Consider the following 25301-nt stretch of genomic DNA (forward strand, 5'->3'; position numbering starts at 1 on the left):
TGAAGGAGGCGGGGGCGTGCAACCAGCCGCCTGGCCTGACCCTACAGATACTGCTCGACCTTCTTGCCGACGGTCAGGAAGCGCAGCGGGTCGATGGCCTCGCCATTGTGGCGGACTTCGTAGTGCAGGTGCGGGCCGGTCGAACGGCCGCTGCTGCCGGTTTTGCCAATGATGTCGCCGGCTGCGAGTTTTTGGCCGACGGCAACGTCGATCTCGCTCAGATGGCCGTAGCGCGTGGCAAAGCCGTTGCCGTGATCGACCTCGACCATGCGGCCATAGCCGCCGTTCCAGCCGGCCTTGGTAACGATTCCGGCCGCCGTGACCTTGGCTGCCATGCCGACCGGCGCGCGGAAATCCATGCCCGAGTGCAGGGCAGCGGTGCCGAGGATGGGGTCAGTGCGCACGCCGAACGGGCTGGTGACGGAGTGGCCCGGCGCCGGGTTGGCGAGCGGCAGCCGCCGCGCCTCTTTCTTCAACTGGTCGAGCGTATCCAGCGCCTCGTCCAGTTCCTTGACCTTGCTGTCGAACATCATCGAGCTGTCAAGCGGGATCAGCGGTCCGCCGACATCGCTTTCGTTTTTGCCGAAATCACTGTCGACCGGCAGACCGGCCGCTTCCAGCGCCTGGGTGATGGCATCGGCGTTCTTGTAGGCGTTGTCGGCCAGGGTTTCGATGCGGGTGAGTTGCTGGCTCTCGATAGCCTTCAGTGAATCATTGATCGAGACGAACAATTTGTCGGCGCGGTCCGCAGCCGTTTCGCTGGGCAGCGGATCGGAACGTGTCGACCACAGCGAGAATGGCCTGGTGTCGCCCGAACCAAGGCTGGCGACCGAATAGGCGAGTGGCTCGCCGCCAGTCAGTTCGGCATGTTCGTCGGGTTTTGTTGTCGCTGCGGCATCAGCGGTTGGCAGCGTCCCGACTTCGTTTTCGGCCCGCTCGAGAATCGGGCCGAGGCGGCCATGGCGCTGGCTGAGCTGGCTCTGCCGCTCGATCAATTCGCTGACCTTGGTTTCCATCAGTTTTTGGTCGAGAAGCTGGCGGCTGGTGATGCGGTCGACCTGCGCGCGCAATGCGGAAATGCGATCTTCATAGGCCTGCTGCATGCGCGCCTGCCGGGCCGTGGTGGCGCCGATCAGATCGTCGCGCAGTACGAGATAGGAGGTCGCCAAGAGATAGCCGATGGCGATCGCCGCCAGTGCCGAGCCGAGAAAGGCGACGAGCCACGGCCGGATGGTGAAATGCCGTATTTCATTGCCCCGCGCAATGATGACCGTATGCGGCTCCTTGCGCCTGCCGAAGACCGCTGACTGACCGGTTAGGTTCACGGGACCAAGCTTTCGTTACGACACCAACGAAGCCCGATTACACATTATTAGGGTTAACAAAGTTTTGCCGTCGCGGGCGCGCTAGTGACCAACGGTGTCAGCCAACCGCATATATGTCTTATGCCCCTAATGCACTGCGCGGCGTTGGCCAGATCGGTGGCGCCTCAGAGCGCGCGGACCGCCTCCAGCACTGCTTCGGCATGGCCTTTCACCCGGACCTTGCGCCAGATCCCGGCGATCCGCCCGTCCTTGCCGATCAGGAACGTCGCCCGCTCGACGCCCATATAGTTGCGGCCATACATCGTCTTTTCGACCCACAGATTGTAAGCCTCGATCACCTTGCGCTCCTCGTCGGCAACCAGGTCGACGGTGAGATCGTATTTGGTTTTGAACTTGTCGTGCTTCTTCACGCTGTCCGGCGACAGGCCGATCACCACGGCGCCGGCCTTTTCGAACTCCGGCTTCAGCTGCGAAAAGCTGATCGCCTCATTGGTACAACTTGTGGTGTCGTCCTGCGGATAGAAATAAAGTACAACGGGCTTCCCCCGCATCGAGGCAAGGCTGATCGAGCCGCCGCCGTCGTGCGGAAGATCGAATTGCGGCGCAACGTCGCCAACGTCGAGATCAGCCATATCGATGCCCTTGTTTGAGGTTACGCGGCCCTAAATCAAAGAGATAGAGCATGATGCCTGGACAAACGGAAACCGTTTGTCCGAGAAAACCGCCTCACACTTTTCGGCATCATGCTCTAGCCTGCGTCGTTATAGTGTCGGGCGGGGATTCGTCCACGATCGAATTCGCACAACGGAAAATTGCGTGGATCAGGAAGAACCGCAGCACGAGAAAATCCGGTTCAGGCGTGACGAGATCACCGACCTGGGGGCTTTCCCGTCCGCTTGCCGCGTGCCGCCGCTCGGCAAGGCACGGATCGGCCGCGGCTTTCGCATCCTTGCCCGGCTGTTTGCCGGCATTGGAGCCCTTGTGCTGCTGGCAGCGGCCGCCGTCTACGTCATCGGCGCCACCGGCATCGGCAGCGAACGGCTGCGGTTGGAAGCCGAAACGGCGATCGAGAAACTGGCCGGTTTCGACGTCAAAGTCGCCGTCGGTCCTGCCAGCCTGACACTTGACGGATCGAGCTTCATTGCGCTGCAGGTCAAGGATGTCAGCGTCGAGACCGCCGACGGCAAGCCGATGGCCGATGCCGGGCGCGTCCGCTTCGGCATCCGGTTGATCCCGCTGCTTTCGGGCGAGGTTCGGCTGACCAGCGCCAGGATTTCCGACGCCCATATCGTCACCGCGGCAATGCCGTCGGGTGGTGACTGGACAGCGCGCCTGCGCAATCAAGACGGTCTCATCGATCCGGAAAAACTGGCCGCCGCCGTCTTCAGTGACGTCAATCGTGCACTCGATGCCGTGCGCGAGGATTCGATGCGCCGCATCGATCTTAGAAATGTCGCGTTCGAGCTGCCCGAGGCCGGATCGGTCAAGCTGGTCACGATCGCCAACGCCACGGTGCTGCAGTCGGGCCCCGGCAGCATGGAGTTCTCGTCCGAGGCGGATGTCGATGGCCGCGCGCTCACCGTCACGGCCACCGCCACCCGCGATACGAGCTCGATGCGCGTCACCGCCTTGAACGCCGCCATCGACATGGCGGATGTCGCGGAGACCACGCCGGCGGCCGGCGGGCGAACCGGCGCGATTGCTTTGAAGCTCACCGGATCCGAAGGCTCGGGCGAGACCGATTCGCGGCTGACGGGCTCGCTGTCGCTAACCGGCTCGGTGCTCGACCTCGGCACACGCGGGCTGTTGCCGGCCGATGTCGATGTCGACGCCGCCCTTGTCTCCGGCTCCAACAAGATCGATGTCGGCAGGCTGGTTCTAAAGACCGGGCGCTCGGCGTTCAATTTCGCCGGTTCGATCGGGCCAAAGCCGTCGACCGGCGCGTCCGGCGAGGAGCCTTCCTATCGTTACGACCTGACCAGCGACGGCTCGACGCTGGCGCCTTCGGAATCGCCCGAGCCGGCGCTGAATTTCTTCGCCCGCATCGCCGGCGTCTATCAGGTCAAGAACCGCAAGCTTGTCGCCGACCAGATCGGTATCAGGTCGGGATCGGGGAGCGAAGTGCTGGGAACCGCTGCGGTTTCCTTCATCGACAACGGACCGCCGGGTATCTCGGTGTCGCTCAACGTCCACGACATGGCGGTCTCGCACGTCAAGCAATTGTGGCCCTGGTTCTCGGCCAAGAACGCGCGGCTGTGGGTGCTGCAGAACCTGTTTGGCGGCCGCGTCGTCGATGCCAGCCTGCAGTTCCAGGTCGTGCCGGGGCGTCTCGGCAACGGCGTGCCGCTTTCGGCCGACGAGGTGTTCGGCCGCTTCCAGGTCGAGGGCTCGCGTTTCGACACCGCCGGCCGCATCCCGCCGATACGCGATGCCGTCGGCGTCGTTTCCTTCCACGGCAACGACGTCGACGTCGCGCTGTCCTCGGGCAGCGTCTATATGCCGAGCGGCCGCACCGTGGCGGCAAGCAATGGCACACTGTCGGTAAAGGCGGCAAACCACCCGCCGGTGATCGGCGCGCTCGACATCGACGTCGCCGGTGAGGCGCCGGCCATCGCCGAACTTGCCTCCTACGAACCGATCAACGCCATGCGCCATGTCGGCATCTTGCCGGACGACCTGTCGGGCACGGTGACCGGCCACGTCAAGGCCGACATTCCGTTGCAATCCGGCGTCGACACGTCGAAGCTCGATTGGCTGGTATCGCTCGACTACAAGGACCTGTCGCTCGCCAAGCCGTTCGAAGGCCAGATGGTGACCGATGCCGACGGTTCGATCGAAGTCGGGCCTGACAAGGCGGTGATCTCTGCCAAGGCGCGGCTGAACGGCATTCCAGCCGAGCTCGATCTGGTCGAGCCGCTCAGGGATGGCGGCCCGCCGCGCAGCCGCAAGGTGGCGCTTGTGCTCGACGACAAGACGCGCGCCATCGCCATGCCTGGCCTGTCGCCGCTGATTTCCGGCACCATCAAGGTGGCAATCGACAAGAGCGGCGAAGGCGGCAGCCAGCACGTCGACGTTGACCTGACGAGCGCCAGGCTGGACATTCCCTGGGCAGGCTGGAGCAAGGGGCCGGGCATTCCCGCCAATGCCACTTTTACCATGAGCAAGTCCGGCGATACCACGACGCTGTCCGACTTCGACCTCGACGGAAAGAGCTTTTCGGTCGAAGGGGATGTCGTCCTGGTCAAGGGCGCGCTGTCTTCGGCCCGCTTCAGCAAAGTCGCCTTGAACCGGGGCGACGATGTCGCCGTGACGGTGAAGCGGTCGGGCAAGGGCTTCGCAGTCGATGTCAGCGGCAACGCGCTCGATGCCCGCTCGCTGATCAAGCAGTTCACCTCCGATGTCGATACCGCCACCAAAACCACCGGCACGGACGCGGTTTCGGTTAGCGCCGACGTCAATTCGCTAAGCGGGTTCCATGACGAGGTCCTGTCCAATTTGAAGCTCGACTACAGTGCCGCCGGTTCCAGGGTGAACAGGCTCAAGGTCAGCGCCGCGGCAAGTTCCGGCGCCGCCATCACCATCAGCAATACGGCAGGCAATGGTGCTCGCGCGCTCACCATGAAGTCGGCCGACGCAGGCGCCATATTGCGCTTCCTCAACATCTACGAGCATATGGAAGGCGGATCGATCACGCTGGCGCTCAGCGGCGCAGCCGACGGCCCGATGCGGGGCCAGGTCGATTCGAGCAACTTCTTCATCGTCAATGAACCGAAGCTTGCGTCGATCGTATCGACCACGCCAACCGGCGACAGCCGCAGCCTGAACGAAGCGGTCAAGGGCAAGATCGACACCTCGCGGGTAAAATTCGAGCGCGGCTTTACCGAGATCGACAAGGGGTCGGGCTATTTGAAATTGGCGAATGGCGTGCTGCGCGGCCCGCGCATCGGCACCACCTTCCAAGGCACGCTCTACGACCAGAACAACAATATGGACATGACCGGAACCTTCATGCCGGCCTATGGCCTCAACCGCATCTTCGGCGAGTTGCCGTTGGTCGGCGTTCTGCTCGGCAACGGCCGCGACCGAGGCCTGATCGGCGTCACCTACCGGCTTAAGGGCAACGCCAACAAGCCGGTGCTGGACATCAACCCGCTATCGGTAATCGCGCCGGGCATTTTCCGGTCGATCTTCGAGTATCGCTGAGGATCCCAGAAGACGGCTCAGGCAGGCCGCACAAGCACGTGCTTTTTCTTGCCCACTGAAAGCTTTGCGACGTTTTCCGGACTCAAATCCTGAGGCGTCACCATCCGCCGGTCGTCCGCCACCGGCTGGTCGTTGAGGCGCACGGCGCCACCCTGTATGTGACGCCTTGCCTCGCCGTTGGACCCGGCAAGGCCCCCGCTGACCAGCAGCGACAGGATGCCGATGCCGGCTTCCAGCGCGGCGCCGTCCACTTCCACGGTCGGCAGCGTTTCGGCTGTCACGCCTTCCTCGAAGGTCTTGCGCGCGGTCTCCTCGGCTTGTTGCGCCGCCTCGCGGCCGTGCACGATGGCCGTGGTTTCCGTGGCCAGCACCTTCTTGGCCTCGTTGATCTCCGAGCCGCCAAGGGCGGCCAGCCGCGCGATCTCCGAAAGCGGCAGCCGGGTGAAGATCTTCAGGAAGCGCTCGACGTCGGCATCCTCGGTGTTGCGCCAGTATTGCCAGAAATCATAGGGCGAGAAGAGGTCGCCGTTCAGCCACACCGCGCCCTTGGCCGATTTGCCCATCTTGGCGCCCGACGATGTCGTCAGCAGCGGCGTGGTCAGCGCATAAAGCTGCGGCGTGCCCATGCGGTGGCCGAGATCGACGCCGTTGATGATGTTGCCCCACTGGTCCGAACCGCCCATCTGCAGCCGGCAGTCGTGGCGGCGGCTGAGCTCGACGAAATCATAGCCTTGCAGGATCATGTAGTTGAATTCGAGGAAGGACAGCGACTGTTCGCGCTCGAGCCGCAGCCTGACGCTGTCGAAGGTCAGCATCCGGTTGACCGAAAAGTGGCGGCCGACATCGCGCAGGAACTCGACATAGTTGAGCTTCATCAGCCAGTCGGCATTGTTGACCATGATGGCGTCGCTGCCAGTGTCGCCGAAGCGCAGGATGCGGCCAAAAATTCGCTTGATGCCCTCGATGTTGGTGGCGATCGCCTCGGGCGTCAAAAGGCTGCGCTGGTCGTCACGGAAGGACGGGTCGCCGATCATCGAGGTGCCGCCGCCCATCAGTGCGATCGGCCGGTGGCCGGTCTCCTGCATCCAGTAGAGCATGGTCGCCGATATCAGATTGCCGATGTGCAGGCTGGTCGCCGTGGCGTCGTAGCCGACATAGGCGGTCACGGTTTCCTTCGCGAAAAGTTGATCCAGCCCGGTCTCATCCGAAATCTGGTGGATGAAGCCGCGCTCGCTCATGACGCGCAGGAAATCGGACTTGAAGGCGGGCATTGTTTCTTCCTGAAAGCGCCGGGTCCGAACGGCCCGGCAATGGCCTGAACGCGGGCGTTTAGCATCCAAGCGCGTCAAGCAAAAGTGGTTTCCGATTTTGCGCCGGCATGGACAGCCTATTCTGCACTGCCGCGCATGCTTGCTTCATCCTGTCGGCTGGCGTAATGAGGCGCCGCGCCAACGGGTTCGATCCGCTGGAACGGCACCGCACGGCATCCACCGAATGCCATATCTTGTGACAGAGCCCGACGCGATATGCCGGACGCATTGATATCCATCGTCATTCCCTGCCGCAACGAGGCGGCGAACCTGCCGCTGCTGATCGACGAGATCGAGGCGGCGATGACCGGGCGCGATTTCGAAATCATCGTCGTCAATGACGGTTCGACTGACGACACCGCTTCGGTGCTTGCCGCTGAAGCCGCCAAACGTCCATTTCCGCTTCGTCAGCTGCGGCACGAAAAATCCGCCGGCCAGTCGCTTTCGGTGCGCTCGGGCGCCTGGGCGGCGCGCGGCTCGATCGTCGCCACCATCGACGGCGACGGCCAGAACGACCCGCAATATATCCCCGTGCTGGTCGATGCGCTGCGCCAGGCTGGGCCTGGTTTCGGAGCCGCGCAGGGGCAGCGCTTGAAGCGCCGCGATAGCAAGATCAAGCAATTGGCATCGCGTTTCGCCAACTGGCTGCGCGGCGCGATCCTGCATGACGACACCCGCGACACCGGTTGCGGCCTGAAGGCGATCCACACCGATATCCTGCGCAAACTGCCGTTCTTCGACGGCACGCATCGTTTCGTTCCGGCCCTGGTCATCCAGGAAGGCTACCGCGTCGTCCATTGCGACGTCGTCGACCGCTCGCGCCGCCACGGCAAGTCGAATTACGGCATCTTCGATCGCGGCCTGCAGGGCGCGCTCGATCTCGCCGGCGTCTGGTGGCTTCGGCGCCGGCGCCGCAGAATGCCAAAGGTAGAGGAAATCACGCATGGCTAACGTGTTTCAGGAATTGGCGACCTGGCTGCACCAGGTTTTCGTCAAGCAGTTCGACGCCTGGGTTCTGCTCGGCTTCGTTGCCCAGTTCTTCTTCACCATGCGCTTCCTGGTGCAGTGGATCGCTTCGGAAAAGGCCAAGCGCAGCGTCGTGCCGATCGCTTTCTGGTTCTTCTCGCTGTTCGGCGGCGGGCTGCTGCTCGTCTACGCCATCCAGCGTGAGGATCCGGTGTTCATCGCCGGCCAGGCCATGGGCATGGTGATCTATGTCAGAAATTTATGGCTCATCGCCAATGAGCGCAAGGCGGCGATGACCAAGGTCGACTGAGCCACCAGTCCCGCCAAATCCAGTCTGTCCGGTGTTGACCAGTCTGTCCGGTGTCGAAATGAGCAGGAACTACATCTTTCTCTTCCTGTTCAGCCTGATGATGACGGCGTCGGGACTGGCCTCTTTGCCGCCGCTCGACCGCGACGAGCCGCGCTTCGTCCAGGCGACCAAGCAGATGACGGAGACCGGCGACTATGTCGACATCCGCTTCCAGGACGCGTCGCGCTACCAAAAGCCGATCGGCATCTACTGGCTGCAATCGGCGGCGGTGACGCTGAGCGGCGAGGGGGCACAGGCGCCGATCTGGATTTACCGGCTGATCTCGGCGCTGGGCATCGCCATCGCCGTCGTCGCAATCGCCTGGACCGGGGCCAATCTGTTCGGCGCCAATGCCGGTCTTGCCGCCGGCCTGGTCATGGCGGCGATTTTCGCCACCGCCTTCGAAGGCCGTGACGCCAAGACCGACGCGATGCTGCTTGCCTGCTGCGTTCTGGCGCAAGGCGCGCTGGCGCAGATTTATCTGGCATCGCGCCGCAACGAGCCTGTCGCCGGCCATCTGCCGTGGATTTTCTGGGCTGCGCAGGGCGCGGCTATCCTCATCAAGGGGCCGATTGCACCGCTGCTGTCGGCGCTGACGGTGCTCACGCTGGTTGCTTTCGAGCGCGACTGGCGCTGGCTGGCGAGGCTGAAAGCCGGGCGTGGGCTGATTCTGGTGCTGTTGATCGTGCTGCCTTGGCTCGCCCTCATCACCTGGAAGAGCAACGGCGCCTTCCTGCAGCAGGCCGTCGGCAAGGATATGCTCGGCAAGGTCGCGCAAGGCGAGGAGTCGCACGGCGTTCCGCCGGGCTTCTACGTGCTGACCTATTGCCTGTTCATGTGGCCGTTCGGCCTTGTGGCGCTCGGCGCCGGACTGCAGGCGCTCAACCGATTGCGCGACGATCCGCGCCTGCGTTTCTGCCTCGCCTGGTACGTTCCGTTCTGGCTCGTCTTCGAATTGATCCCGACGAAACTGCCGCATTATGTGCTGCCGGCCTATCCCGGCATGGCCCTGCTCATCGGCTGGCTTTTGACGCTGACGCCGCAAGAGGCAAATGCGCCGCTCAGGCGCTGGCAGACATGGCTGTGGTGGGCGACCGCATTCGGCACCGTTCTGGTGACAGTCGGTCTCGCCGTGCTTTGCGTCGGTGCGCCGATCTATCACATGAAGACATTTTTATGGTGGAGCGTTCCGGCCGCCGCGGCAGCATTGGGCGCCGGCTACCTCGCTGTTTCGCGCCAGACGCTGGTGCCGCTGGTCCGCATCGGCGGGGCTGCGGTTTGCGCCGGTATAACCTACGCCCTGCTGTTCGGTGTCATCGTGCCGTCACTGAAACCGATTTGGATGAGTCGGGAAATCGAGGCGGCGGTTCGCGCCGATCGTCCCTGTGAGATGAGCGTGCTCGCCTCCGCGCAATATCACGAACCGAGCCTGGTATTTCTGGTGGGCACAAAGACGGTACTGACCGATGTCGACGGGGTTGCGCAACATCTGCTTGGCGATCCGGCCTGCGCTTTGGGCCTGGCGCCGGTCGGCGATGAAAAACGGCTGGATGACCTGCTGGCAGGGCAAGGCAAGAAGGCCAGCCGCGTCGCCGAGATCGACGGCATCAACTATTCGTCAGGTGATAAATTGTCGCTCGGCCTGTACCGTGTGGCGAACTGATAGCTCTTCAATGATCGCGCCGAGCTCCGCATGTTGATGAAGTCGCCATCGCCGGCGCGTGCCGCTTTGCCTGCCATGCTCCGGCAGTCTGTCGCTAATTTCCGCGATACTTTCGGGATTGTACGGCATCGCCTGGCGACGCGCCCGGCGCGCTACCCGAAAATCCTGTGGTCGGTCTGGGTTGTGGCCTGGCTTTTGCTGACGATCGCGGTGTCGCTCCGTTTCGACCATCTTGGAGGGACCATGGCGAGGCAGTGGGCTTCAGGCTCGACCAATGTCTTCCGCATCGCCGAGTTTTTTACCTTCTTCGGCCTAGGCGGCTGGTATCTTGTCCCGTCGGTACTGGTGCTGATTGCCGCGAATCTGACGGATTGGCGCAGCCTTTCCCGGCGCGCGCGGATGACCTTCTACAACTGGACCTGCTTTGCTTTCATGGTGCTGGGTTCGATCGCACTCTCGGCCATGGTCGTCAACGTGCTGAAATATGGCGTGGGCAGAGCCAGGCCGATGAATTTCGACAAGCTCGGCGATCTGTCGCTGCATCCTTTTTCCTTGGAGGCGCGCTTTGCCAGCTTCCCGTCCGGCCATGCCACGACCATGGGCGTCATTTTCGGCATTGCACTGCTGTTGTTGCCCCAGCGCAGATGGGTGCTGCTGGCAGCAACCTTGTCGGTCGCATCGACCCGGATCTTTATCGGCGCGCACTACCCGAGCGACACTGTCGCCGGATTCGGCCTTGGCTGTGCTGTTGCCATCGTCTGCGCGATGGTGCTTGGCCGGCTGGGATGTATCTTCCGCTACACGGCGTCGGGGTTGCCGGTGGCAAAAACTACGTTCCGCCTATTCCGTCGGGCTCGCAAACCAAACCAAAACGATGCGCCGAGACAAGACGAATTTCCGCATTGGAGCAGCGCCGGCAAGCAACTGAATTGCTGACGCCTTTGGAACCATCTAAGACGCCCCCAGCTAGCTGCCGATGCCACCCCAGCTCCGCACCAGCCGAGCCATGTCAGGCGCGCTGGCGGCTTCCTTCTCCAGCCCTTCGGCGACACCGACGCGGTCGGCGACAGGCCGGTTCTGGCTGACTTTCCACTTGCCGCTGATTTCGGCGATCTCGATCTCAAGCCCGACAATGCCCTTGATTTGCGACTGGATGAAGGTCGGCGGCGCATCGGTCACCGCCCAGGGTGCCTCGCGGGCGCCTTCCTGCGACAGCGTCAGCTCGGTGATCTGCTGTGCGATCCAAGCGGAATCCTCGATCACTCTTACCGTTCCTCGCACCTGGACAATGGCGTAGTTCCAGGTCGGCACGACCTTGCCGGTCTCGCGCTTGGTCTCGTACCAGGACGGCGTCACGTAGGCGTCGGCGCCCTGGAAGACGACCAGCACCGGCGACGTCGGATTGTCGGCCAGCTGACGCCATTGCGGGTTGGCCCTGGCCAGATGGGCGCGCAGCCGGCCATTCGGCCCAACCTCTGCATCAAGCAGGAAAGGAATGGCATTGGCGACCGGGCCATCGGCGCCGTTGGAGATCAGCAACCCCAGCGGATGCGTCCGGATCAGCCCGTGCAGGACGTCCGGCCGCGTTTCCTGGAAATGGGGAGGCTGGTACATGATCGGTCATGCCTTCTTGCGCTGGCTGAACCGGCATTGTGCACCGTTCAGCCGAGCCGCGCCACATGTCAGGCTGGCTTCACCGTTTGGATCAGCCGAAATGGCATTGTCGCGCCCGTCATGGGCACGACTGTGCACGGCATCGGACCGGGAGTTTTTGTTTTGACGCAATTCCGGACGGAAAACCCGTTTACACTTTTCCTGGAATTGCTCTTAGCGCAGCCGCTTCGGCCGCGGATCGGACAATTCGCCGGCCAGCCGTCGGTCGAGATAGTCGGCGCATTCCTCGAGCAGCAGATCGGCGTCGTTGGCGAAGAAGTGGTTGGCGCCTGGCAAGGTCTTCTGCGTGATGGTGATGCCCTTTTGCGTGTGCAGCTTGTCGACCAGGCCCTGCACATCCTTGGGCGGCGCCACCTTGTCGGCATCGCCATGGATGATCAGACCCGATGACGGGCAGGGCGCCAGGAACGAGAAATCATAGGTGTTGGGCTGCGGCGCGATCGAGATGAAGCCCTCGATCTCGGGCCGGCGCATCAGAAGCTGCATGCCGATCCAGGAGCCGAAGGAATAACCGGCCACCCAGCAGCTCTTGGAATCCGGATGCAGCGACTGCACCCAGTCGAGCGCTGCGGCGGCATCCGACAATTCGCCGGTGCCGTGGTCGAATTCGCCTTGGCTGCGGCCGATGCCGCGGAAGTTGAAGCGAAGCGTGGTGAAATCGCGCTTCTGGAACATGTAGAAGAGGTCATAGACGATCTTGTTGTTCATCGTGCCGCCGAATTGCGGATGCGGATGCAACACGATGGCAATCGGCGCGCTCTTCTCCTTGGAAGGCTGGTAGCGGCCCTCCAGGCGGCCGGCCGGACCGGTGAAAATGACCTCAGGCATGAACTACTCCAAATGGCATACGAATGCGCGGCGCCCTGAACAACTCTTACTCTAGCCCCAGCCCTTCCGGGCCTTGACGCAGGGCAAGCGTCTTCTTAGAAGCTAGTTTAGAATTGTTCAAAACTGGATAGCCGGCCGTGACGGCCCGGCCATCCTCGCCGCAAGCCGCGTAAATAGGACGTCTTGCCTTGCAATTTCAAGGAAATAACGCGCTATCCTTGCGGAAAGGGTCTTGACGGGATCGATTGGGTGAAAATGGCCGCAGCACGCGCCTATCTCGACTACAATGCCAGCGCGCCGCTCATTGCCGAGGCGCGCGAGGCGATGATTGCCGCGCTCGATCTCGTCGCCAATCCGTCGTCGGTGCATGCCGAGGGGCGCGCGGCGCGGCGCCTGATCGACACTGCCCGGCGCGATGTGGCAGCACTTGTCGGCGCCAAGGCCGAGCATGTCGTCTTCACCTCCGGCGCGACGGAAGCCGCATCGACGCTGCTGACACCGGATTGGCGGATGGGCCGTGGCACGGCGCGCATGAGCCGGCTCTATGTCTGCGAGGCCGACCACCCTTGCCTGTTGAACGGCGGCCGCTTCCCGGCAACACAGGTTTCGCAGATCGGCGTCGACGCCGATGGCATCGCTGACCTCGCTCAGCTGACAGCCGCTCTGGCCGCGCATGACAAGGCCGAAGGCCTGCCGTTGGTCGCGATCCATGCGGCCAACAACGAGACCGGCGTCATCCAGCCGATCGAGGCAATCGCTGCAATCGTCAAGGCGGCGGGCGGCATTCTGGTGGTCGACGCGGTGCAGGCTGCGGGCCGCGTTCCCATCGATATGTCAGCGGCTTACGCCGACTATTTGATTCTGTCTTCGCACAAGATCGGCGGCCCCAAGGGTGTCGGCGCCGTCGTTGCGGCAGCCGATCTGATGATGCCGAAGCCGCTGATCAATGGCGGGGGCCAGGAAAAGGGCCATCGCGGCGGCACCGAAAACCTGGCGGCCATCGCCGGCTTTGGCGCTGCGGCGCGGCAGGCTTTGGCCGGACTGAACCATGTCGATACGCTTGCGCACCGGCGCGACGAAGTCGAAACCATCATCAAAACACTGGTGCCGGACGCAGAAATCTTCGGATCCGGCGCGCCAAGGCTTGCCAACACGACATTCTTCGCTATTCCCGGCGTGAAGGCCGAGACGGCGCAGATCGCGTTCGATCTGGCCGGCGTGGCGCTGTCGGCGGGATCGGCCTGTTCGTCGGGCAAGGTCGGGCCGAGCCATGTGCTGAAAGCCATGGGTTATGGCGACAGCCTGGGCGCTTTGCGCGTGTCCATCGGTCGCGCAACGAGCGCCGGGGACATCGAACTGTTTCGTACGGCGCTGGCCGAAATCGCCCAGCGCCGGGCGGGCAGGGAACAAGCCGCCTGAAGGCGACAAAGAATTCAGGCCTCGCGGCCTGGTAGAGCCGTGCGTTTGCAAGTGGCCGGGTGAATTCCCGGCCGAGACGCACTATATGAAACTTACGCCGCCTTCGGCGCCTCATGGGCAGCCCTCGGCGATGCCATAGTTTGAAAACTGTCGGGCCTTGACCCCGGCGTGGATGGAGAACGCTTATGCCTGCTGTGCAGGACACGATCGATCGGGTCCGAAAGATCGACGTCGACCAGTACAAATACGGATTCCAGACAGAGATCGCGATGGACAAGGCCCCCAAGGGCCTGAGCGAAGACATTATTCGCTTTATCTCGGCCAAGAAGGATGAACCGTCCTGGATGCTGGAATGGCGTCTGGAAGCCTATCGGCGCTGGCTGACGCTGGAAGAGCCGACCTGGGCGCGCGTCCATTATCCGAAGATCGACTTTCAGGACCTCTATTACTACGCGGCGCCCAAGAGCACGCCCGGCCCGACCTCGCTGAGCGACGTCGATCCCGAGTTGTTGAAGGTCTACGAGAAGCTCGGCATTCCGCTGCGGGAACAAGAAATCCTCGCTGGCGTGCAGAAGACCGACGTCTCCGATCTCGAGGAGCCCAGCGACAATGTCTACAAATCGGGCCGTGTCGCGGTCGACGCGGTGTTCGATTCCGTTTCCGTCGTCACCACCTTCAAGAAGGAGCTGGCGCAGGCCGGCGTCATCTTCTGCTCGATCTCGGAAGCCATCCGCGAGCATCCGGAGCTGGTGCAGAAATATCTCGGCTCGGTCGTGCCGACATCCGACAATTTCTACGCCACGCTGAATTCGGCTGTCTTCACCGACGGCTCGTTCGTCTTCGTGCCCAAGGGCGTGCGCTGCCCGATGGAGCTGTCGACCTATTTCCGCATGAACGAGAAGAACACCGGCCAGTTCGAGCGCACGCTGATCATCGCCGAGGAGGGGGCTTACGTCTCCTATCTCGAAGGCTGCACGGCGCCGCAGCGCGACGAGAACCAGCTGCATGCCGCCGTCGTCGAACTGGTGGCGCTCGACGATGCCGAGATCAAATATTCGACGGTGCAGAACTGGTACCCCGGCGATGCCGAGGGCAAGGGCGGCATCTACAATTTCGTCACCAAGCGCGGCGACTGCCGCGGCCACCGTTCGAAGATCTCGTGGACACAGGTCGAGACCGGTTCGGCGATCACCTGGAAATATCCGAGCTGCATCCTGCGCGGCGACGATTCCTCCGGCGAGTTCTATTCGATCGCCGTGTCGAACGGCTACCAGCAGGTCGACAGCGGCACCAAGATGATCCATCTCGGCAAGAACACGTCGAGCCGCATCATCTCCAAGGGCATCGCCGCCGGCTTCTCGCAGAACACCTATCGCGGCCAGGTTTCGGCGCACCGCAAGGCGACCAACGCCCGCAACTTCACCAATTGCGATAGTCTCCTGATCGGCGACCAGTGCGGCGCGCACACCGTGCCCTACATGGAAGCCAAGAATTCGACGGCGCAGTTCGAGCATGAGGCGACGACGTCGAAGATTTCGGAGGACCAGAAATTCTACGTCATGCAGCGCGGCATCCCCGAGGAAGAGGCGATCGCGCTGATCGTCAACGGCTTCGTCAAGGATGTCATCCAGCAGCTGCCGATGGAGTTCGCGGTCGAAGCGCAGAAGCTTATCGGCATCAGCCTCGAGGGAAGCGTGGGGTGACAAAGGCGCGCAAACGCGAATCCGTGGAAAAACATGTCTATCTGCGGGAACGAGTGGATAACTGGGAAGCGGGCCTGGGCCTTGCATTCTGGTTTTGCGCGATAGGGATAGTGCTGCTCGGCGCGGCCTACTCGCCGGATGGCTTTTGGGGAGGATTTTGGCAAGCCGTGACGCAGATGTAGAATATCCGGGCGTAGGCGCTCGGATAGGCAATGCGATGGACACTGGAAGGATAGTGACCCGCCAAGCGTTCAGGACCGTGCACAAGGCACAGGATTGCAACTGAACGTTTGAAAGGAAGTTGAAGTGATGGATACGGTTCCGATCGTTTTTTACGCTTTGGTGTGCGGCGCGCTCTGCGCTGTCGCGCCCTCTATCCAGTCGACGCCGCGCCGGATGGCGGCGGGCGCCGTGACCGGGCTGGTCTCGGCAATTATACTGCCGTTTCTGCGCCACTTGGTTGATGGCTGAAGAGATGACCATGACGCTGCCTCGCGACGAGATCTGGTTTGCGGTTCGCTGGCGGCGGCTGTGGGCGGTTCGTCGCGAGGGCAACATCGCCACGATGAAATACGCCGCGGCCGCAGTAACCTCGGCCCTGGTAGGCGCCGTTTTGGCGGCGTTCGTCCATCCGCTGGTCGGCCTTGCGGTTTTCGCGGTGGGGTTCGGCCTGTCCTTCTGGCGGTTCAAAACCCTGCAGCGCCGGCACACCGATTACACAGTCACCTACGACGATTATTTCAGAGAAAAGAACAATGCTTGAGATCAAGAACCTGCATGCCCGCATCGTCGATGACGGCACCGAGATCATACGCGGCCTGAACCTGACGGTGAAAAACGGCGAGGTCGCCGCCATTATGGGCCCGAACGGCTCGGGCAAATCGACGCTGTCCTATATTCTCGCCGGTCGCGAGGACTATGAGGTCACCGAAGGCGACATCCTCTATAACGGCCAGTCGATCCTCGAAATGGATCCGGCCGAGCGCGCCACCGCGGGCATCTTCCTCGCCTTCCAGTATCCGATGGAGATACCTGGCGTCGCGACCATGGAGTTCCTGAAGGTGGCGATGAACGAGCAGCGCAAGGCGCGCGGCGAGGAGCCGCTAAAAATTCCGGAATTTTTGAAGCGGGTGAAAGAGGCGGCAGCGTCGCTCTCGATGGACATGGCGATGCTGAAGCGGCCGCTCAACGTCGGCTTTTCCGGCGGCGAGAAGAAGCGGGCCGAGATCCTGCAGATGAAGCTGCTGGAGCCAAAGCTCTGCGTGCTCGACGAGACCGATTCCGGCCTCGACATCGATGCGCTGAAGATCGTCTCGGACGGCGTCAACGCGCTGCGCTCGCCCGACCGTGCCATCATCGTCATCACCCACTACCAGCGCCTGCTCGAGCACATCGTGCCCGATAGCGTGCACGTCCTATACAAGGGCCAGGTGATCAAGTCCGGCGACAAGTCGCTGGCGCTCGATCTCGAAGCCAATGGCTATGCCGGCGTGATCGGCGAAGCCGCGTGAGATGCCAGAAGGCCATTTTATGCTGAAAGGCGGGGCAAAACTGATGAATATGCATACACAACCCCAGCGCACACAGGCCGAAACGGCGTTGATCGACGCTTTCGGCGAGCGGCTGTCGCTGCTGTCGGGCGACGGCGCGGTGATGCTGAAGCGCGACGACGCCATTGAGGCAATCAAGCACGGGCTGCCGACGCGGCGCATCGAATCCTGGCATTACACTGACCTGCGCCGGCTGTTGACTGCGGTGCCGGCATTCGATCCGACGGCCGCCGCCAAAACGCTAACGCCCATCGTCGAAGGTTCCGCCGTGCTGGCGGTTCTGAACGGCGTCTCGAGTGCGAAATTCCCCGCGATCGAGGGCGTGACGATCCAGCGCCTGTCGGAAAAGCTGACCGACGGCTCGATTGCACCCGGCCTCGACCCCTATGGCAGCGATGACGCCATCGGCGCGCTGAACACTGCTTTCGTCGCCGACGGCTATTTCGTCGACATCGCCGATGGCGCAGCACTGGAAAAGCCGATCGAATTGCAGAACCTGCAAGCCGGCGGACAGACCCATGTGCGCTTTCCCGTGCGTGTCGGCGCCGGCGCCAAGGCTACGATCGTCGAGCGTCAGGCGGGCGAGGGCGCGGCTCTGGCCAGCTCCGTCAGCCAGCTGGTGTTGGGCGAGGGCGCCGAGGTGACCTGGCTGATCATCCAGGAACAGCCGGAAACGGCCACCCATCTGGCGCAGTTCAAGGCGCATCTCGGCAAGAATTCGAAGCTGACGCTGTTTTTCATGAATGCCGGCGGCAAGCTTGTGCGCCAGGAGATCGTGGTGAAGACCACGGGCGAAGGCGCCGACTTCAAATTGCGCGGCATCAACCTTCTGGCCGGCGACACCCACACCGACGTGACCATGGTGCTCGACCATGCCGTGCCGCATACGACATCGACGGAAGTGATCCGCAATGTCGTGACCGGCAAGGCGCGCGGCGTCTTCCAGGGCCGCATCAACGTCCACCAATACGCGCAGAAGACCAACGCCAAGATGGCCTGCAACACGCTGCTTTTGTCGGATGATGGCGAGTTCTCGACCAAGCCGGAGCTGGAAATCTTCGCCGACGACGTCATCTGCGGCCACGGCGCGACCGTTACCGAGATCGACCACAACCATCTGTTCTACCTGATGGCTCGCGGCATCGACGAGAAGAGCGCCCGTGGCCTGCTGGTCAAGGCGTTCGTCGCCGAAGTGATCGAGGAACTGGACGACGAAACCATCGTCGAGGCCCTGGAAACAAGGCTGGACGACTGGTTCGTGGCGCATGGGTAGCGCCTCCCCTTCTCCCCTTGTGGGTCCGAAGGACGGGCGAGGCAAGTGACACGCCCCGGGCGGTGGCCGAGCGAAGCTCGGTCGGGTGAGGGGTGCGTGACGAAGTGAGGCGGTGCCTCAAGAGAGCTTGTAATGGACCAGAAGATCGAAACAACCCCATACGACGTCGAGGCGATCCGCCGCGACTTCCCGATCCTGTCGCGCGAAGTCTACGGCAAACCGCTGGTCTATCTCGACAATGGCGCCTCGGCGCAGAAGCCGCAGGTGGTGCTGGATACGATCCAGCACGCCTATTCCCAGGAATACGCCAACGTGCATCGCGGCCTGCATTTCCTGTCGAATGCCGCAACCGACGCCTATGAGAAGGCACGCGAGACGGTGCGCCGTTTCCTCAATGCGCCAAGCACCGACAACATCGTATTCACTTCGAACACGACCGCGGCGATCAACACCGTCGCTTACGGCTATGGCATGCCCAATATCGGCGCGGGCGACGAGATCGTGCTGTCGATCATGGAGCACCACTCCAACATCGTGCCGTGGCATTTCATCCGGGAGCGGCAGGGCGCCAAGCTGGTCTGGGTGCCGGTCGACGATCTCGGCATCTTCCACATCGAGGAATTCGAAAAGCGCCTGACCGACAAGACCAAGCTCGTCGCCATCACGCATATGTCGAACGCGCTGGGCACGGTAACCCCGATCAAGGAGATGGTGCGCATCGCGCATTCGCGTGGAATTCCCGTACTTGTCGACGGCAGCCAGAGCGCCGTGCACATGCCGATCGACGTGCAGGATCTGGATTGCGACTTCTTCGTCTTCACCGGCCACAAGGTTTACGGGCCGTCCGGCATCGGCGTGCTTTACGGCAAGAAGGATATTCTCTCGGCCATGCGCCCCTTCATGGGCGGAGGCGAGATGATCGAGGAAGTGACGGAAGACGTCGTCACCTACAACGAGCCGCCGCACCGCTTCGAGGCCGGCACGCCGCCGATCGTCCAGGCGATCGGGCTGGGTGCAGCATTGGAATACATGGAAAAGATCGGCCGCGAGCGCATCGCCGCGCACGAGGCCGACCTCAAGACCTACGCGCACGAGCGGCTGCGCGCCATCAACTCGCTGCGCATCTTCGGCGACGCGCCGGACAAGGGCGCCATCATTTCCTTCGAGTTGCAGGGCATTCATGCCCATGACGTGTCGATGGTGATAGACAGGCAAGGTGTTGCCGTCCGTGCGGGCACCCATTGCGCCCAGCCGCTGTTGAAACGCTTTGGCGTAACCTCCACATGCAGGGCATCGTTCGGCATGTATAATACCAGGGCCGAAGTCGACGCTTTGGCCGATGCGCTGGAAAAAGCGCGCAAGTTCTTCGGGTGACAGGTTCTTTGGATGACGACCATGGATGATGCGAGCCACACCACCGCGCCGGAAGCAGCCATCAATCCGCTGGTTTCCGCCTCGGCCATTCCCGCCGACGAACTGGCGCGGCTGACCGACGACATCGTCTCGGCGCTGAAGACGGTCTATGACCCTGAAATACCGGCCGACATCTATGAGCTCGGCCTCATCTACAAGATCGACATCGAGGACAACCGCGCGGTCAAGATCGACATGACGCTGACCGCGCCCGGCTGTCCGGTGGCCGGCGAAATGCCCGGCTGGGTGGAAAACGCCGTCGGCGCCGTCGAAGGCGTCTCCGGCGTCGAGGTCAACATGACCTTCGACCCGCCCTGGTCGCCCGACCGCATGTCGGAAGAGGCGCAGGTGGCGGTGGGCTGGTACTAGGTTGACTGAGGTTGGTGCACTTGCACCAGTGGTAAAACTTCACCATTTTAGGTGAGGAATCATTCGGCAGGCCTTGAACCTGCATGGGATGGAAGAGGAAAGAGAATGGGACGCTTCGCCGTCATCACGATGACCGAAAAGGCAGCCGACCGGGTGCGCGAGATCGTCGCCACGCGCGACAATGCGCATGGCATTCGCCTCGGCATCAAGAAGGGCGGCTGCGCCGGCATGGAATACACGGTCGACCTGGTGACCGAGCCCAACACCAAGGACGACCATATCGAACGCGACGGCGCGCATGTCTATGTCGCGCCCGAGGCTGCCCTTTTCCTGTTCGGCACCGAGATGGATTTCGAGCAGACCACGCTGCGCACCGGCTTCACCTTCCACAACCCGAACCAGAGTTCGGCCTGCGGCTGCGGCGAATCCGTCGAACTGAAGCCCGCCGACCTGAAGGCGCTGGCTGAGGCGCGCGCTTCGGCCTGATCTTCCTTATCCCCGTTCACGGGGAGGTGAGGAATGGTCCGCGCAGCGGGCGAAAAGCCAATTGCTTGGCTTTTCGAATGACGAACGGCCCGAAGGGCCGGGTGAGGGGCAGTGCTAACCATCGCAAGTCGCGCTCCGAGCCCTCACTTCACCCACATCTTCGTCCGCTTGTGCCAGTCGGCGATCGATTCCTCGGGATAGACGTCGAACGCCTTGTCCTTTTTGCCGATCACCGGCTCGACCCAACTCGCCTTGTATTTCAACATCAGATGCACCTTCTCCGGCGGCTTCGGCAGCTCGCTGTCGATTGCCGAGGCGAAGGGGTGGACCAGGTCCGGCCATGTCGGATCGTAGAGCCAGAGCGCCGAACCGCACTTCTTGCAGAAATTGCGCTCGCCCGTCGAAATCTCACACTTTGGATGCTCGTCGTCCGCGATCTCTGCCTGGTAGACGCCGAGATTGCGCTTGCCCTTGATTTTCAGCGTCTTGTAATCGGCGCCGAGATTGATGGCGAAGCCGCCGCCGCCCTGCTGCTTGCGGCAGATCGAGCAGTAGCACAGCATGAACGGCACCGGCGTGTTGCTCTCCACCTCGAAATGGACGGCATCGCAGCGGCAGGATCCCTTGAGCAGCAGCGGCATGACAAAACTCCGACGGATGGCTCTCAACTTGCCAGCATGGTTTTTGGTTGCAGCCATGGCAAGCCCGGTGACATGATTGCGGCATGGACAATGAACGCATCGAAGAGCTGTTCGAAGGCCTCGGCCCGGTCAGTATCCGAAAACTGTTCGGCGGCAAGGGTATCTATTTCGACGGCGTCATCGTCGCCATCGTGCTGCGCGGCGAATTGCTGCTCAAGGCTGACGAGCAAAGCGCGCCCGACTTCGAAGCCGCCGGCTGCAAGCAATGGACCTATACCGGCACCCGCCACGGCAAGCTGGTTGCGATGCCGTACTGGAGCATTCCCGACGATGCGTTTGATGATCCTGACGAGATGAGGGTGTGGGCGCGCCGGGCTTATGAGGCGGGACGAAGGGCGGGGAAGTGAACCGGGACCGCCGCGTTTCTTCCCACCCCCCTCTGTCCTGCCGGACATCTCCCCCGCAAGGGGGGAGATCAGTTGTCACATTGGCCTTCGCCAATCACCAACGTTGAAAATGGGAGCCTGCGGCTAAGCTGTTAATCTCCCTCCTTGCGGGGGAGATGGCCGGCAGGCCAGAGGGGGGTGCTGTCCCGCCGACGTAGGCGATCCTACAGCGCCTTCGCAATCCTCGCCGCCAACCGCGCATTGTTCTCGACCAGCGCGATGTTGGTCTTCAAGCTCCGGCCGCCGGTCAGGTCGAGGATTTTGCCCAGCAGGAACGGCGTCACCGCCTTACCGGTCACATTCTGCGCCTCGGCCGCCTTCTGCGCGGCCTCGATATAGCCGGCCATCTCGTCGGCCGGGATTTCATCGTCCTGCGGCACCGGGTTGGCGATCAGCATGCCGCCGACCAGGCCAAGTGCCGCCCTGGTCTTGTAGAAATGCGCGATCTCTTCCGGTCTGTGCAGGGTCAGCGGCGCGCGGAACGGCGAATGCCGCGACCAGAAGGCCGGCATCGTCTCGCAGCCATGGCCAATCACCGGCACGCCGCGCGTCTCCAGCACTTCAAGCGTCTTTTCGATGTCGAGGATCGCCTTGGCGCCGGCCGAGACGACGATGACCGGCGTGCGCGCCAACTCGTCGAGATCGGCCGAGATGTCGAAGCTCTTTTCCGCGCCCTTGTGGACGCCGCCAATGCCGCCGGTGGCGAACACCTTTATCCCGACCATGTCAGCGGCGATCATGGTGGCGGCGACCGTGGTGCCGCCGGTGCGGCCTTGCGCCACCGCAAAGCCGAGATCGGCGCGCGACAGCTTCATGGCGTCGCCGGTCATCGCCAGCGACTCGCGCTCGCCGTCGGAAAGTCCGATCTTGATGCGGCCGGCGACCACGGCGATCGTCGCCGGCACCGCGCCATTGTCCAGGATGATCATTTCGACATTGGCGGCCATGGCGCCATTGTCGGGGTAAGGCATGCCATGGGTGATGATGGTGCTTTCCAGCGCCACGACGGGGCGGCCAGCGGCGAGCGCCTCGGCCACGGGCGCGTGGAGGTCGATCAAGGGGCGGGCGCTTTGCGGTGTCATGATGGTCTCCGATCCGGAGATCCGCGCGTCCGCTTGGACGTCGCGCTCCGGCAATGGCAATTGGCCGCCCTCATGCCATTTCCTGCGCGTCGGGCACAAGAGCCAGTGCCTCGGTGAAGGTCGCGGCGGTGAAGGCCGGCACGGCATCCGAACTTTCGATGGCGAGCGTCGCCGCGGCAACGCCTTCGCGGAGGGCCTGGCGCAGGGGCAGGCCGCGCAGCAGGGCAGCGATGGTGGCGCCGGCCAGCGCGTCGCCGGCGCCGGTGACGTCGGCGACTTTTCTCGGCACCGGCGGCAGGATAGAGAAGGCGCCGGCTTCGTCGAATCCCAGCACCGGGCCGTCGCCCGCCGTCACCACGCCACTGGTGAGGCCGCTGCAGCGCAGTCCGTCGACGGTCTCGCGCTCGGTGGCATTGGCATCGACGCCGGCGAGCACCATGGCCTCGCGCCGGTTCATGAAGACCTGCGCGAGTTCCTTCAGCACCGGTATCAGCCGCACCACCTTGGCCGGCGAAATGGCAATGGCGAACACCGGCTTGCCGGCGGCGACCCCCACCAGCCGCTCCAGCGCCGTTGATGGCAGATTGGCGTCGCAGAGCACCGCATCGGCCTCGGCGACCACCTCGCGCACCTTGGAGCGGCGGATCTGCTTGGGGAACGCCAAATCGTAGAGCGCCATGTCGGCAAAGCCGGTGATCAGCTCGCCATCCCTGTCGATCAGCGCGGTGTAGCTCGGCGTCGTACGGTCGAGGAAAACCGCCGACAGATCGGCAATGCCGGCCTCGGCGATGGCGCGCGCAACCGTCTCGGCCGAGGCATCGCCGCCGCGCACCGACAAAAGCGAGGCCGAGACGCCGCGCCGCACCAGGCTGCGCAGCGCGTTGAAGACGCCGCCGCCGACATCCTCGCGCATCGTGCCGGGGTTGGACGCCGCCGGCACGTAAGCACCGGACACCTGACCGCGCCGGTCGATATGGGCGCCGCCCACCGCCAGTATCTTTGCTGATTTCACCATGCCGGCGATATGACCTTTGTTTTTCGAACCGGACAAGCGCTAGGCTGTGCGACGGAGCTTCGCAGGCGAGCCGGCGATTCGGCCGATCGAAACAGCCGGAGCGTCTGGCCCAATGGTGGATACATCCGGAAACGAAACCATGAGACAAAAAAAGAACAAATCCGGATAAAGATTGCTTTTCAGATATTTGACCCCTCTTGCCAAACGAGAACAAAAGTAGTACAAAATGGGCAGGGATTACGGATTGTCCGGCCTTCATTGACGACCAAGGGGTGATGTATCATGGCTCAGAATTCTTTGCGGCTTGTAGAGGACAAAGCGGTGGACAAATCAAAGGCTCTGGACGCGGCGCTGTCGCAAATCGAGCGCGCCTTCGGCAAGGGCTCGATCATGCGGCTTGGCGCCAACGAGCAGGTCGTCGAGATCGAAACCGTGCCGACCGGATCGCTGGGCCTCGATATCGCGCTTGGCGTCGGCGGCCTGCCGCGCGGCCGCATCGTCGAGATCTACGGGCCGGAAAGCTCGGGCAAGACGACACTGGCGCTGCACACGGTGGCGGAAGCCCAGAAGAAAGGCGGTATCTGCGCCTTCGTCGATGCCGAGCACGCACTCGATCCGGTCTATGCCCGCAAGCTCGGCGTCGATCTGGAAAACCTCTTGATCTCGCAGCCGGACACCGGCGAGCAGGCGCTGGAAATCTGCGACACGCTGGTGCGTTCAGGCGCCATCGACGTGCTGGTCGTCGATTCGGTGGCCGCCCTGACGCCGCGCGCCGAAATCGAGGGCGAGATGGGCGATTCGCTGCCCGGTCTCCAGGCTCGTCTGATGAGCCAGGCGCTGCGCAAGCTGACCGCCTCGATCTCGCGCTCCAACACCATGGTCATCTTCATCAACCAGATCCGCATGAAGATCGGCGTCATGTTCGGTTCGCCGGAAACCACGACCGGCGGCAACGCGCTGAAATTCTACGCTTCGGTGCGCCTCGACATCCGCCGCATCGGCTCGGTCAAGGACCGCGACGAGGTCGTCGGCAACCAGACCCGCGTCAAGGTGGTCAAGAACAAGCTGGCGCCGCCCTTCAAGGTGGTCGAGTTCGACATCATGTATGGCGAGGGCGTCTCCAAGACCGGCGAACTGGTCGATCTCGGCGTCAAGGCCGGCGTGGTCGAGAAGTCGGGCGCCTGGTTCTCCTACAATTCGCAGCGTCTCGGCCAGGGTCGCGAAAACGCCAAACTGTTCCTGCGCGACAATCCCGACACGGCGCGCGAGATCGAACTGGCACTGCGGCAGAATGCCGGGCTGATTGCCGAGAAGTTTCTCGAAAATGGCGGCCCCGAGCGCGGCGAAAGCGACGACGGCTTCGAGGAAGAATCCGGCGCCATGTAGGGCACGGCCAGAGTTCGGCCATAAATCCAGTCTATTATCCGATGCTTAAGTAACCGAGTTCTTTAGTATTGCGTTTCAAACCGCTGGCCTTCGCGCCGGCGGTTTTCGTTTTTGGGCAGCGTGAAGCCGGCTTGGCAGTTGCCGGATTGGCCCAATTCCGTGTTTCTGGACAGGGTGGGGCGTGCCCGCTAAAAGGCCAA

General features: G+C 62.8%; 25 protein-coding genes. 17 read left to right on the forward strand and 8 right to left on the reverse strand.

Annotated elements, in window-relative coordinates; all coding sequences use genetic code 11:
• Positions 1 to 41: 41 nt before the first annotated feature.
• Positions 42 to 1325 (reverse strand): M23 family metallopeptidase, encoded by a 1284-nt coding sequence (locus NKI64_RS18325; protein ID WP_023708648.1) that lies wholly within the window; start codon positions 1323 to 1325, stop codon positions 42 to 44.
• A gap of 164 nt (positions 1326 to 1489) precedes the next feature.
• The gene (locus NKI64_RS18330) at positions 1490 to 1957 is read right to left on the reverse strand and encodes a peroxiredoxin (RefSeq protein ID WP_352669259.1); all 468 of its coding nucleotides are present in this window, start codon (positions 1955 to 1957) and stop codon (positions 1490 to 1492) included.
• A 184-nt stretch (positions 1958 to 2141) separates the two neighbouring features.
• On the opposite strand from NKI64_RS18330, the gene NKI64_RS18335 reads away from it, so the two are divergent.
• Positions 2142 to 5528 (forward strand): YhdP family protein, encoded by a 3387-nt coding sequence (locus NKI64_RS18335; RefSeq protein ID WP_352669262.1) that lies wholly within the window; start codon positions 2142 to 2144, stop codon positions 5526 to 5528.
• 17 nt (positions 5529 to 5545) lie between these two features.
• Here NKI64_RS18335 and tyrS read toward each other — a convergent pair whose 3' ends face one another.
• A complete protein-coding gene (tyrS, locus tag NKI64_RS18340; protein WP_352669265.1) occupies positions 5546 to 6799 on the reverse strand; it encodes a tyrosine--tRNA ligase in 1254 nt (417 codons plus the stop codon).
• 255 nt (positions 6800 to 7054) lie between these two features.
• On the opposite strand from tyrS, the gene NKI64_RS18345 reads away from it, so the two are divergent.
• The 4 genes from NKI64_RS18345 to NKI64_RS18360 all read left to right on the forward strand — a co-directional run bounded on the left by NKI64_RS18345 (position 7055) and on the right by NKI64_RS18360 (position 10752).
• On the forward strand, positions 7055 to 7789 hold the full coding sequence (locus NKI64_RS18345; RefSeq protein WP_023684854.1) for a glycosyltransferase family 2 protein: 735 nt from the start codon (positions 7055 to 7057) through the stop codon (positions 7787 to 7789).
• The gene (locus NKI64_RS18350) at positions 7782 to 8114 is read left to right on the forward strand and encodes a lipid-A-disaccharide synthase N-terminal domain-containing protein (RefSeq protein WP_023669132.1); all 333 of its coding nucleotides are present in this window, start codon (positions 7782 to 7784) and stop codon (positions 8112 to 8114) included. The genes NKI64_RS18345 and NKI64_RS18350 overlap by 8 nt, the downstream gene beginning before the upstream one ends.
• A 58-nt stretch (positions 8115 to 8172) precedes the next feature.
• Positions 8173 to 9816, forward strand: coding sequence for an ArnT family glycosyltransferase (locus tag NKI64_RS18355; RefSeq protein ID WP_352669268.1), 1644 nt, complete (start codon positions 8173 to 8175; stop codon positions 9814 to 9816).
• A gap of 195 nt (positions 9817 to 10011) precedes the next feature.
• The gene (locus NKI64_RS18360) at positions 10012 to 10752 is read left to right on the forward strand and encodes a phosphatase PAP2 family protein (protein ID WP_352669271.1); all 741 of its coding nucleotides are present in this window, start codon (positions 10012 to 10014) and stop codon (positions 10750 to 10752) included.
• A gap of 30 nt (positions 10753 to 10782) precedes the next feature.
• On the opposite strand, the gene NKI64_RS18365 is transcribed toward NKI64_RS18360, so the two are convergent.
• Together NKI64_RS18365 and NKI64_RS18370 are read right to left on the reverse strand one after the other, a co-directional pair.
• Positions 10783 to 11430 (reverse strand): FMN-binding negative transcriptional regulator, encoded by a 648-nt coding sequence (locus NKI64_RS18365; protein WP_352669274.1) that lies wholly within the window; start codon positions 11428 to 11430, stop codon positions 10783 to 10785.
• Positions 11431 to 11643: 213 nt separating this feature from the next.
• Positions 11644 to 12318, reverse strand: a complete 675-nt coding sequence (locus tag NKI64_RS18370) for an alpha/beta hydrolase (RefSeq protein WP_023669128.1) — start codon at positions 12316 to 12318, stop codon at positions 11644 to 11646.
• Positions 12319 to 12573: 255 nt separating this feature from the next.
• On the opposite strand from NKI64_RS18370, the gene NKI64_RS18375 reads away from it, so the two are divergent.
• From NKI64_RS18375 to sufA, 10 genes are all read left to right on the forward strand, one after another.
• Entirely contained in the window at positions 12574 to 13737 is a 1164-nt protein-coding gene (locus NKI64_RS18375) for a cysteine desulfurase family protein (protein ID WP_352669277.1), read from the forward strand.
• 185 nt (positions 13738 to 13922) lie between these two features.
• Positions 13923 to 15440, forward strand: coding sequence for a Fe-S cluster assembly protein SufB (sufB, locus tag NKI64_RS18380; protein ID WP_023706434.1), 1518 nt, complete (start codon positions 13923 to 13925; stop codon positions 15438 to 15440).
• Entirely contained in the window at positions 15437 to 15622 is a 186-nt protein-coding gene (locus tag NKI64_RS18385) for a hypothetical protein (protein WP_352669281.1), read from the forward strand. The genes sufB and NKI64_RS18385 overlap by 4 nt, the downstream gene beginning before the upstream one ends.
• Positions 15623 to 15749: 127 nt before the next feature.
• Positions 15750 to 15911, forward strand: a complete 162-nt coding sequence (locus tag NKI64_RS18390; protein ID WP_023829964.1) for a hypothetical protein — start codon at positions 15750 to 15752, stop codon at positions 15909 to 15911.
• A gap of 4 nt (positions 15912 to 15915) precedes the next feature.
• Positions 15916 to 16203 (forward strand): hypothetical protein, encoded by a 288-nt coding sequence (locus NKI64_RS18395; protein WP_352669284.1) that lies wholly within the window; start codon positions 15916 to 15918, stop codon positions 16201 to 16203.
• The gene (gene sufC / locus NKI64_RS18400) at positions 16196 to 16951 is read left to right on the forward strand and encodes a Fe-S cluster assembly ATPase SufC (RefSeq protein WP_023684862.1); all 756 of its coding nucleotides are present in this window, start codon (positions 16196 to 16198) and stop codon (positions 16949 to 16951) included. Before NKI64_RS18395 ends, sufC begins: the two co-directional genes overlap by 8 nt.
• Before the next feature lie 43 nt (positions 16952 to 16994).
• Positions 16995 to 18263 (forward strand): Fe-S cluster assembly protein SufD, encoded by a 1269-nt coding sequence (gene sufD / locus NKI64_RS18405; protein ID WP_352669288.1) that lies wholly within the window; start codon positions 16995 to 16997, stop codon positions 18261 to 18263.
• Positions 18264 to 18395: 132 nt separating this feature from the next.
• Positions 18396 to 19637, forward strand: coding sequence for a cysteine desulfurase (locus tag NKI64_RS18410; RefSeq protein WP_352669291.1), 1242 nt, complete (start codon positions 18396 to 18398; stop codon positions 19635 to 19637).
• 21 nt (positions 19638 to 19658) lie between these two features.
• Positions 19659 to 20045 carry an SUF system Fe-S cluster assembly protein gene (locus NKI64_RS18415; protein ID WP_023709315.1) on the forward strand — a complete coding sequence of 129 codons (387 nt, stop codon included), beginning with the start codon at positions 19659 to 19661 and terminating at the stop codon, positions 20043 to 20045.
• Positions 20046 to 20150: 105 nt separating this feature from the next.
• Positions 20151 to 20531, forward strand: coding sequence for a Fe-S cluster assembly scaffold SufA (gene sufA / locus NKI64_RS18420; protein ID WP_013532156.1), 381 nt, complete (start codon positions 20151 to 20153; stop codon positions 20529 to 20531).
• A 143-nt stretch (positions 20532 to 20674) separates the two neighbouring features.
• Here the strand turns inward: sufA and NKI64_RS18425 are convergent, their stop codons facing one another.
• Positions 20675 to 21172: a GFA family protein gene (locus NKI64_RS18425; RefSeq protein ID WP_023706439.1), complete on the reverse strand. Its 498-nt coding sequence runs from the start codon at positions 21170 to 21172 to the stop codon at positions 20675 to 20677.
• An 83-nt stretch (positions 21173 to 21255) separates the two neighbouring features.
• Here NKI64_RS18425 and NKI64_RS18430 point away from each other — a divergent pair, with 83 nt between their 5' ends.
• Positions 21256 to 21579, forward strand: a complete 324-nt coding sequence (locus NKI64_RS18430) for a TfoX/Sxy family protein (protein ID WP_023669120.1) — start codon at positions 21256 to 21258, stop codon at positions 21577 to 21579.
• Positions 21580 to 21782: 203 nt separating this feature from the next.
• On the opposite strand, the gene NKI64_RS18435 is transcribed toward NKI64_RS18430, so the two are convergent.
• Both NKI64_RS18435 and NKI64_RS18440 read right to left on the reverse strand, forming a co-directional pair.
• Positions 21783 to 22700 (reverse strand): pseudouridine-5'-phosphate glycosidase, encoded by a 918-nt coding sequence (locus NKI64_RS18435; protein ID WP_352669295.1) that lies wholly within the window; start codon positions 22698 to 22700, stop codon positions 21783 to 21785.
• A 70-nt stretch (positions 22701 to 22770) separates the two neighbouring features.
• Positions 22771 to 23715, reverse strand: a complete 945-nt coding sequence (locus NKI64_RS18440) for a carbohydrate kinase family protein (RefSeq protein WP_352669298.1) — start codon at positions 23713 to 23715, stop codon at positions 22771 to 22773.
• Positions 23716 to 23997: 282 nt separating this feature from the next.
• On the opposite strand from NKI64_RS18440, the gene recA reads away from it, so the two are divergent.
• Positions 23998 to 25101: a recombinase RecA gene (gene recA, locus NKI64_RS18445; RefSeq protein WP_023669117.1), complete on the forward strand. Its 1104-nt coding sequence runs from the start codon at positions 23998 to 24000 to the stop codon at positions 25099 to 25101.
• Positions 25102 to 25301 lie beyond the last annotated feature (200 nt).

This window comes from Mesorhizobium sp. M0478 (assembly GCF_040321305.1).
Classification (GTDB): Bacteria; Pseudomonadota; Alphaproteobacteria; order Rhizobiales; family Rhizobiaceae; genus Mesorhizobium.

Excerpts from the sequence above, each read along its gene's own strand:
- NKI64_RS18330 (WP_352669259.1), bottom strand. The coding sequence starts at position 1,957 with ATGGCTGATCTCGACGTTGGCGACGTTGCGCCGCAATTCGATCTTCCG.
- tyrS (WP_352669265.1), bottom strand. The coding sequence starts at position 6,799 with ATGCCCGCCTTCAAGTCCGATTTCCTGCGCGTCATGAGCGAGCGCGGC.
- NKI64_RS18345 (WP_023684854.1), top strand. The coding sequence starts at position 7,055 with ATGCCGGACGCATTGATATCCATCGTCATTCCCTGCCGCAACGAGGCG.
- NKI64_RS18350 (WP_023669132.1), top strand. The coding sequence starts at position 7,782 with ATGGCTAACGTGTTTCAGGAATTGGCGACCTGGCTGCACCAGGTTTTC.
- NKI64_RS18355 (WP_352669268.1), top strand. The coding sequence starts at position 8,173 with ATGAGCAGGAACTACATCTTTCTCTTCCTGTTCAGCCTGATGATGACG.
- NKI64_RS18365 (WP_352669274.1), bottom strand. The coding sequence starts at position 11,430 with ATGTACCAGCCTCCCCATTTCCAGGAAACGCGGCCGGACGTCCTGCAC.
- NKI64_RS18370 (WP_023669128.1), bottom strand. The coding sequence starts at position 12,318 with ATGCCTGAGGTCATTTTCACCGGTCCGGCCGGCCGCCTGGAGGGCCGC.
- NKI64_RS18375 (WP_352669277.1), top strand. The coding sequence starts at position 12,574 with ATGGCCGCAGCACGCGCCTATCTCGACTACAATGCCAGCGCGCCGCTC.
- sufB (WP_023706434.1), top strand. The coding sequence starts at position 13,923 with ATGCCTGCTGTGCAGGACACGATCGATCGGGTCCGAAAGATCGACGTC.
- NKI64_RS18390 (WP_023829964.1), top strand. The coding sequence starts at position 15,750 with ATGGATACGGTTCCGATCGTTTTTTACGCTTTGGTGTGCGGCGCGCTC.
- NKI64_RS18395 (WP_352669284.1), top strand. The coding sequence starts at position 15,916 with ATGACCATGACGCTGCCTCGCGACGAGATCTGGTTTGCGGTTCGCTGG.
- sufC (WP_023684862.1), top strand. The coding sequence starts at position 16,196 with ATGCTTGAGATCAAGAACCTGCATGCCCGCATCGTCGATGACGGCACC.
- sufD (WP_352669288.1), top strand. The coding sequence starts at position 16,995 with ATGAATATGCATACACAACCCCAGCGCACACAGGCCGAAACGGCGTTG.
- NKI64_RS18410 (WP_352669291.1), top strand. The coding sequence starts at position 18,396 with ATGGACCAGAAGATCGAAACAACCCCATACGACGTCGAGGCGATCCGC.
- NKI64_RS18415 (WP_023709315.1), top strand. The coding sequence starts at position 19,659 with ATGGATGATGCGAGCCACACCACCGCGCCGGAAGCAGCCATCAATCCG.
- sufA (WP_013532156.1), top strand. The coding sequence starts at position 20,151 with ATGGGACGCTTCGCCGTCATCACGATGACCGAAAAGGCAGCCGACCGG.
- NKI64_RS18425 (WP_023706439.1), bottom strand. The coding sequence starts at position 21,172 with ATGCCGCTGCTGCTCAAGGGATCCTGCCGCTGCGATGCCGTCCATTTC.
- NKI64_RS18430 (WP_023669120.1), top strand. The coding sequence starts at position 21,256 with ATGGACAATGAACGCATCGAAGAGCTGTTCGAAGGCCTCGGCCCGGTC.
- NKI64_RS18435 (WP_352669295.1), bottom strand. The coding sequence starts at position 22,700 with ATGACACCGCAAAGCGCCCGCCCCTTGATCGACCTCCACGCGCCCGTG.
- NKI64_RS18440 (WP_352669298.1), bottom strand. The coding sequence starts at position 23,715 with ATGGTGAAATCAGCAAAGATACTGGCGGTGGGCGGCGCCCATATCGAC.
- recA (WP_023669117.1), top strand. The coding sequence starts at position 23,998 with ATGGCTCAGAATTCTTTGCGGCTTGTAGAGGACAAAGCGGTGGACAAA.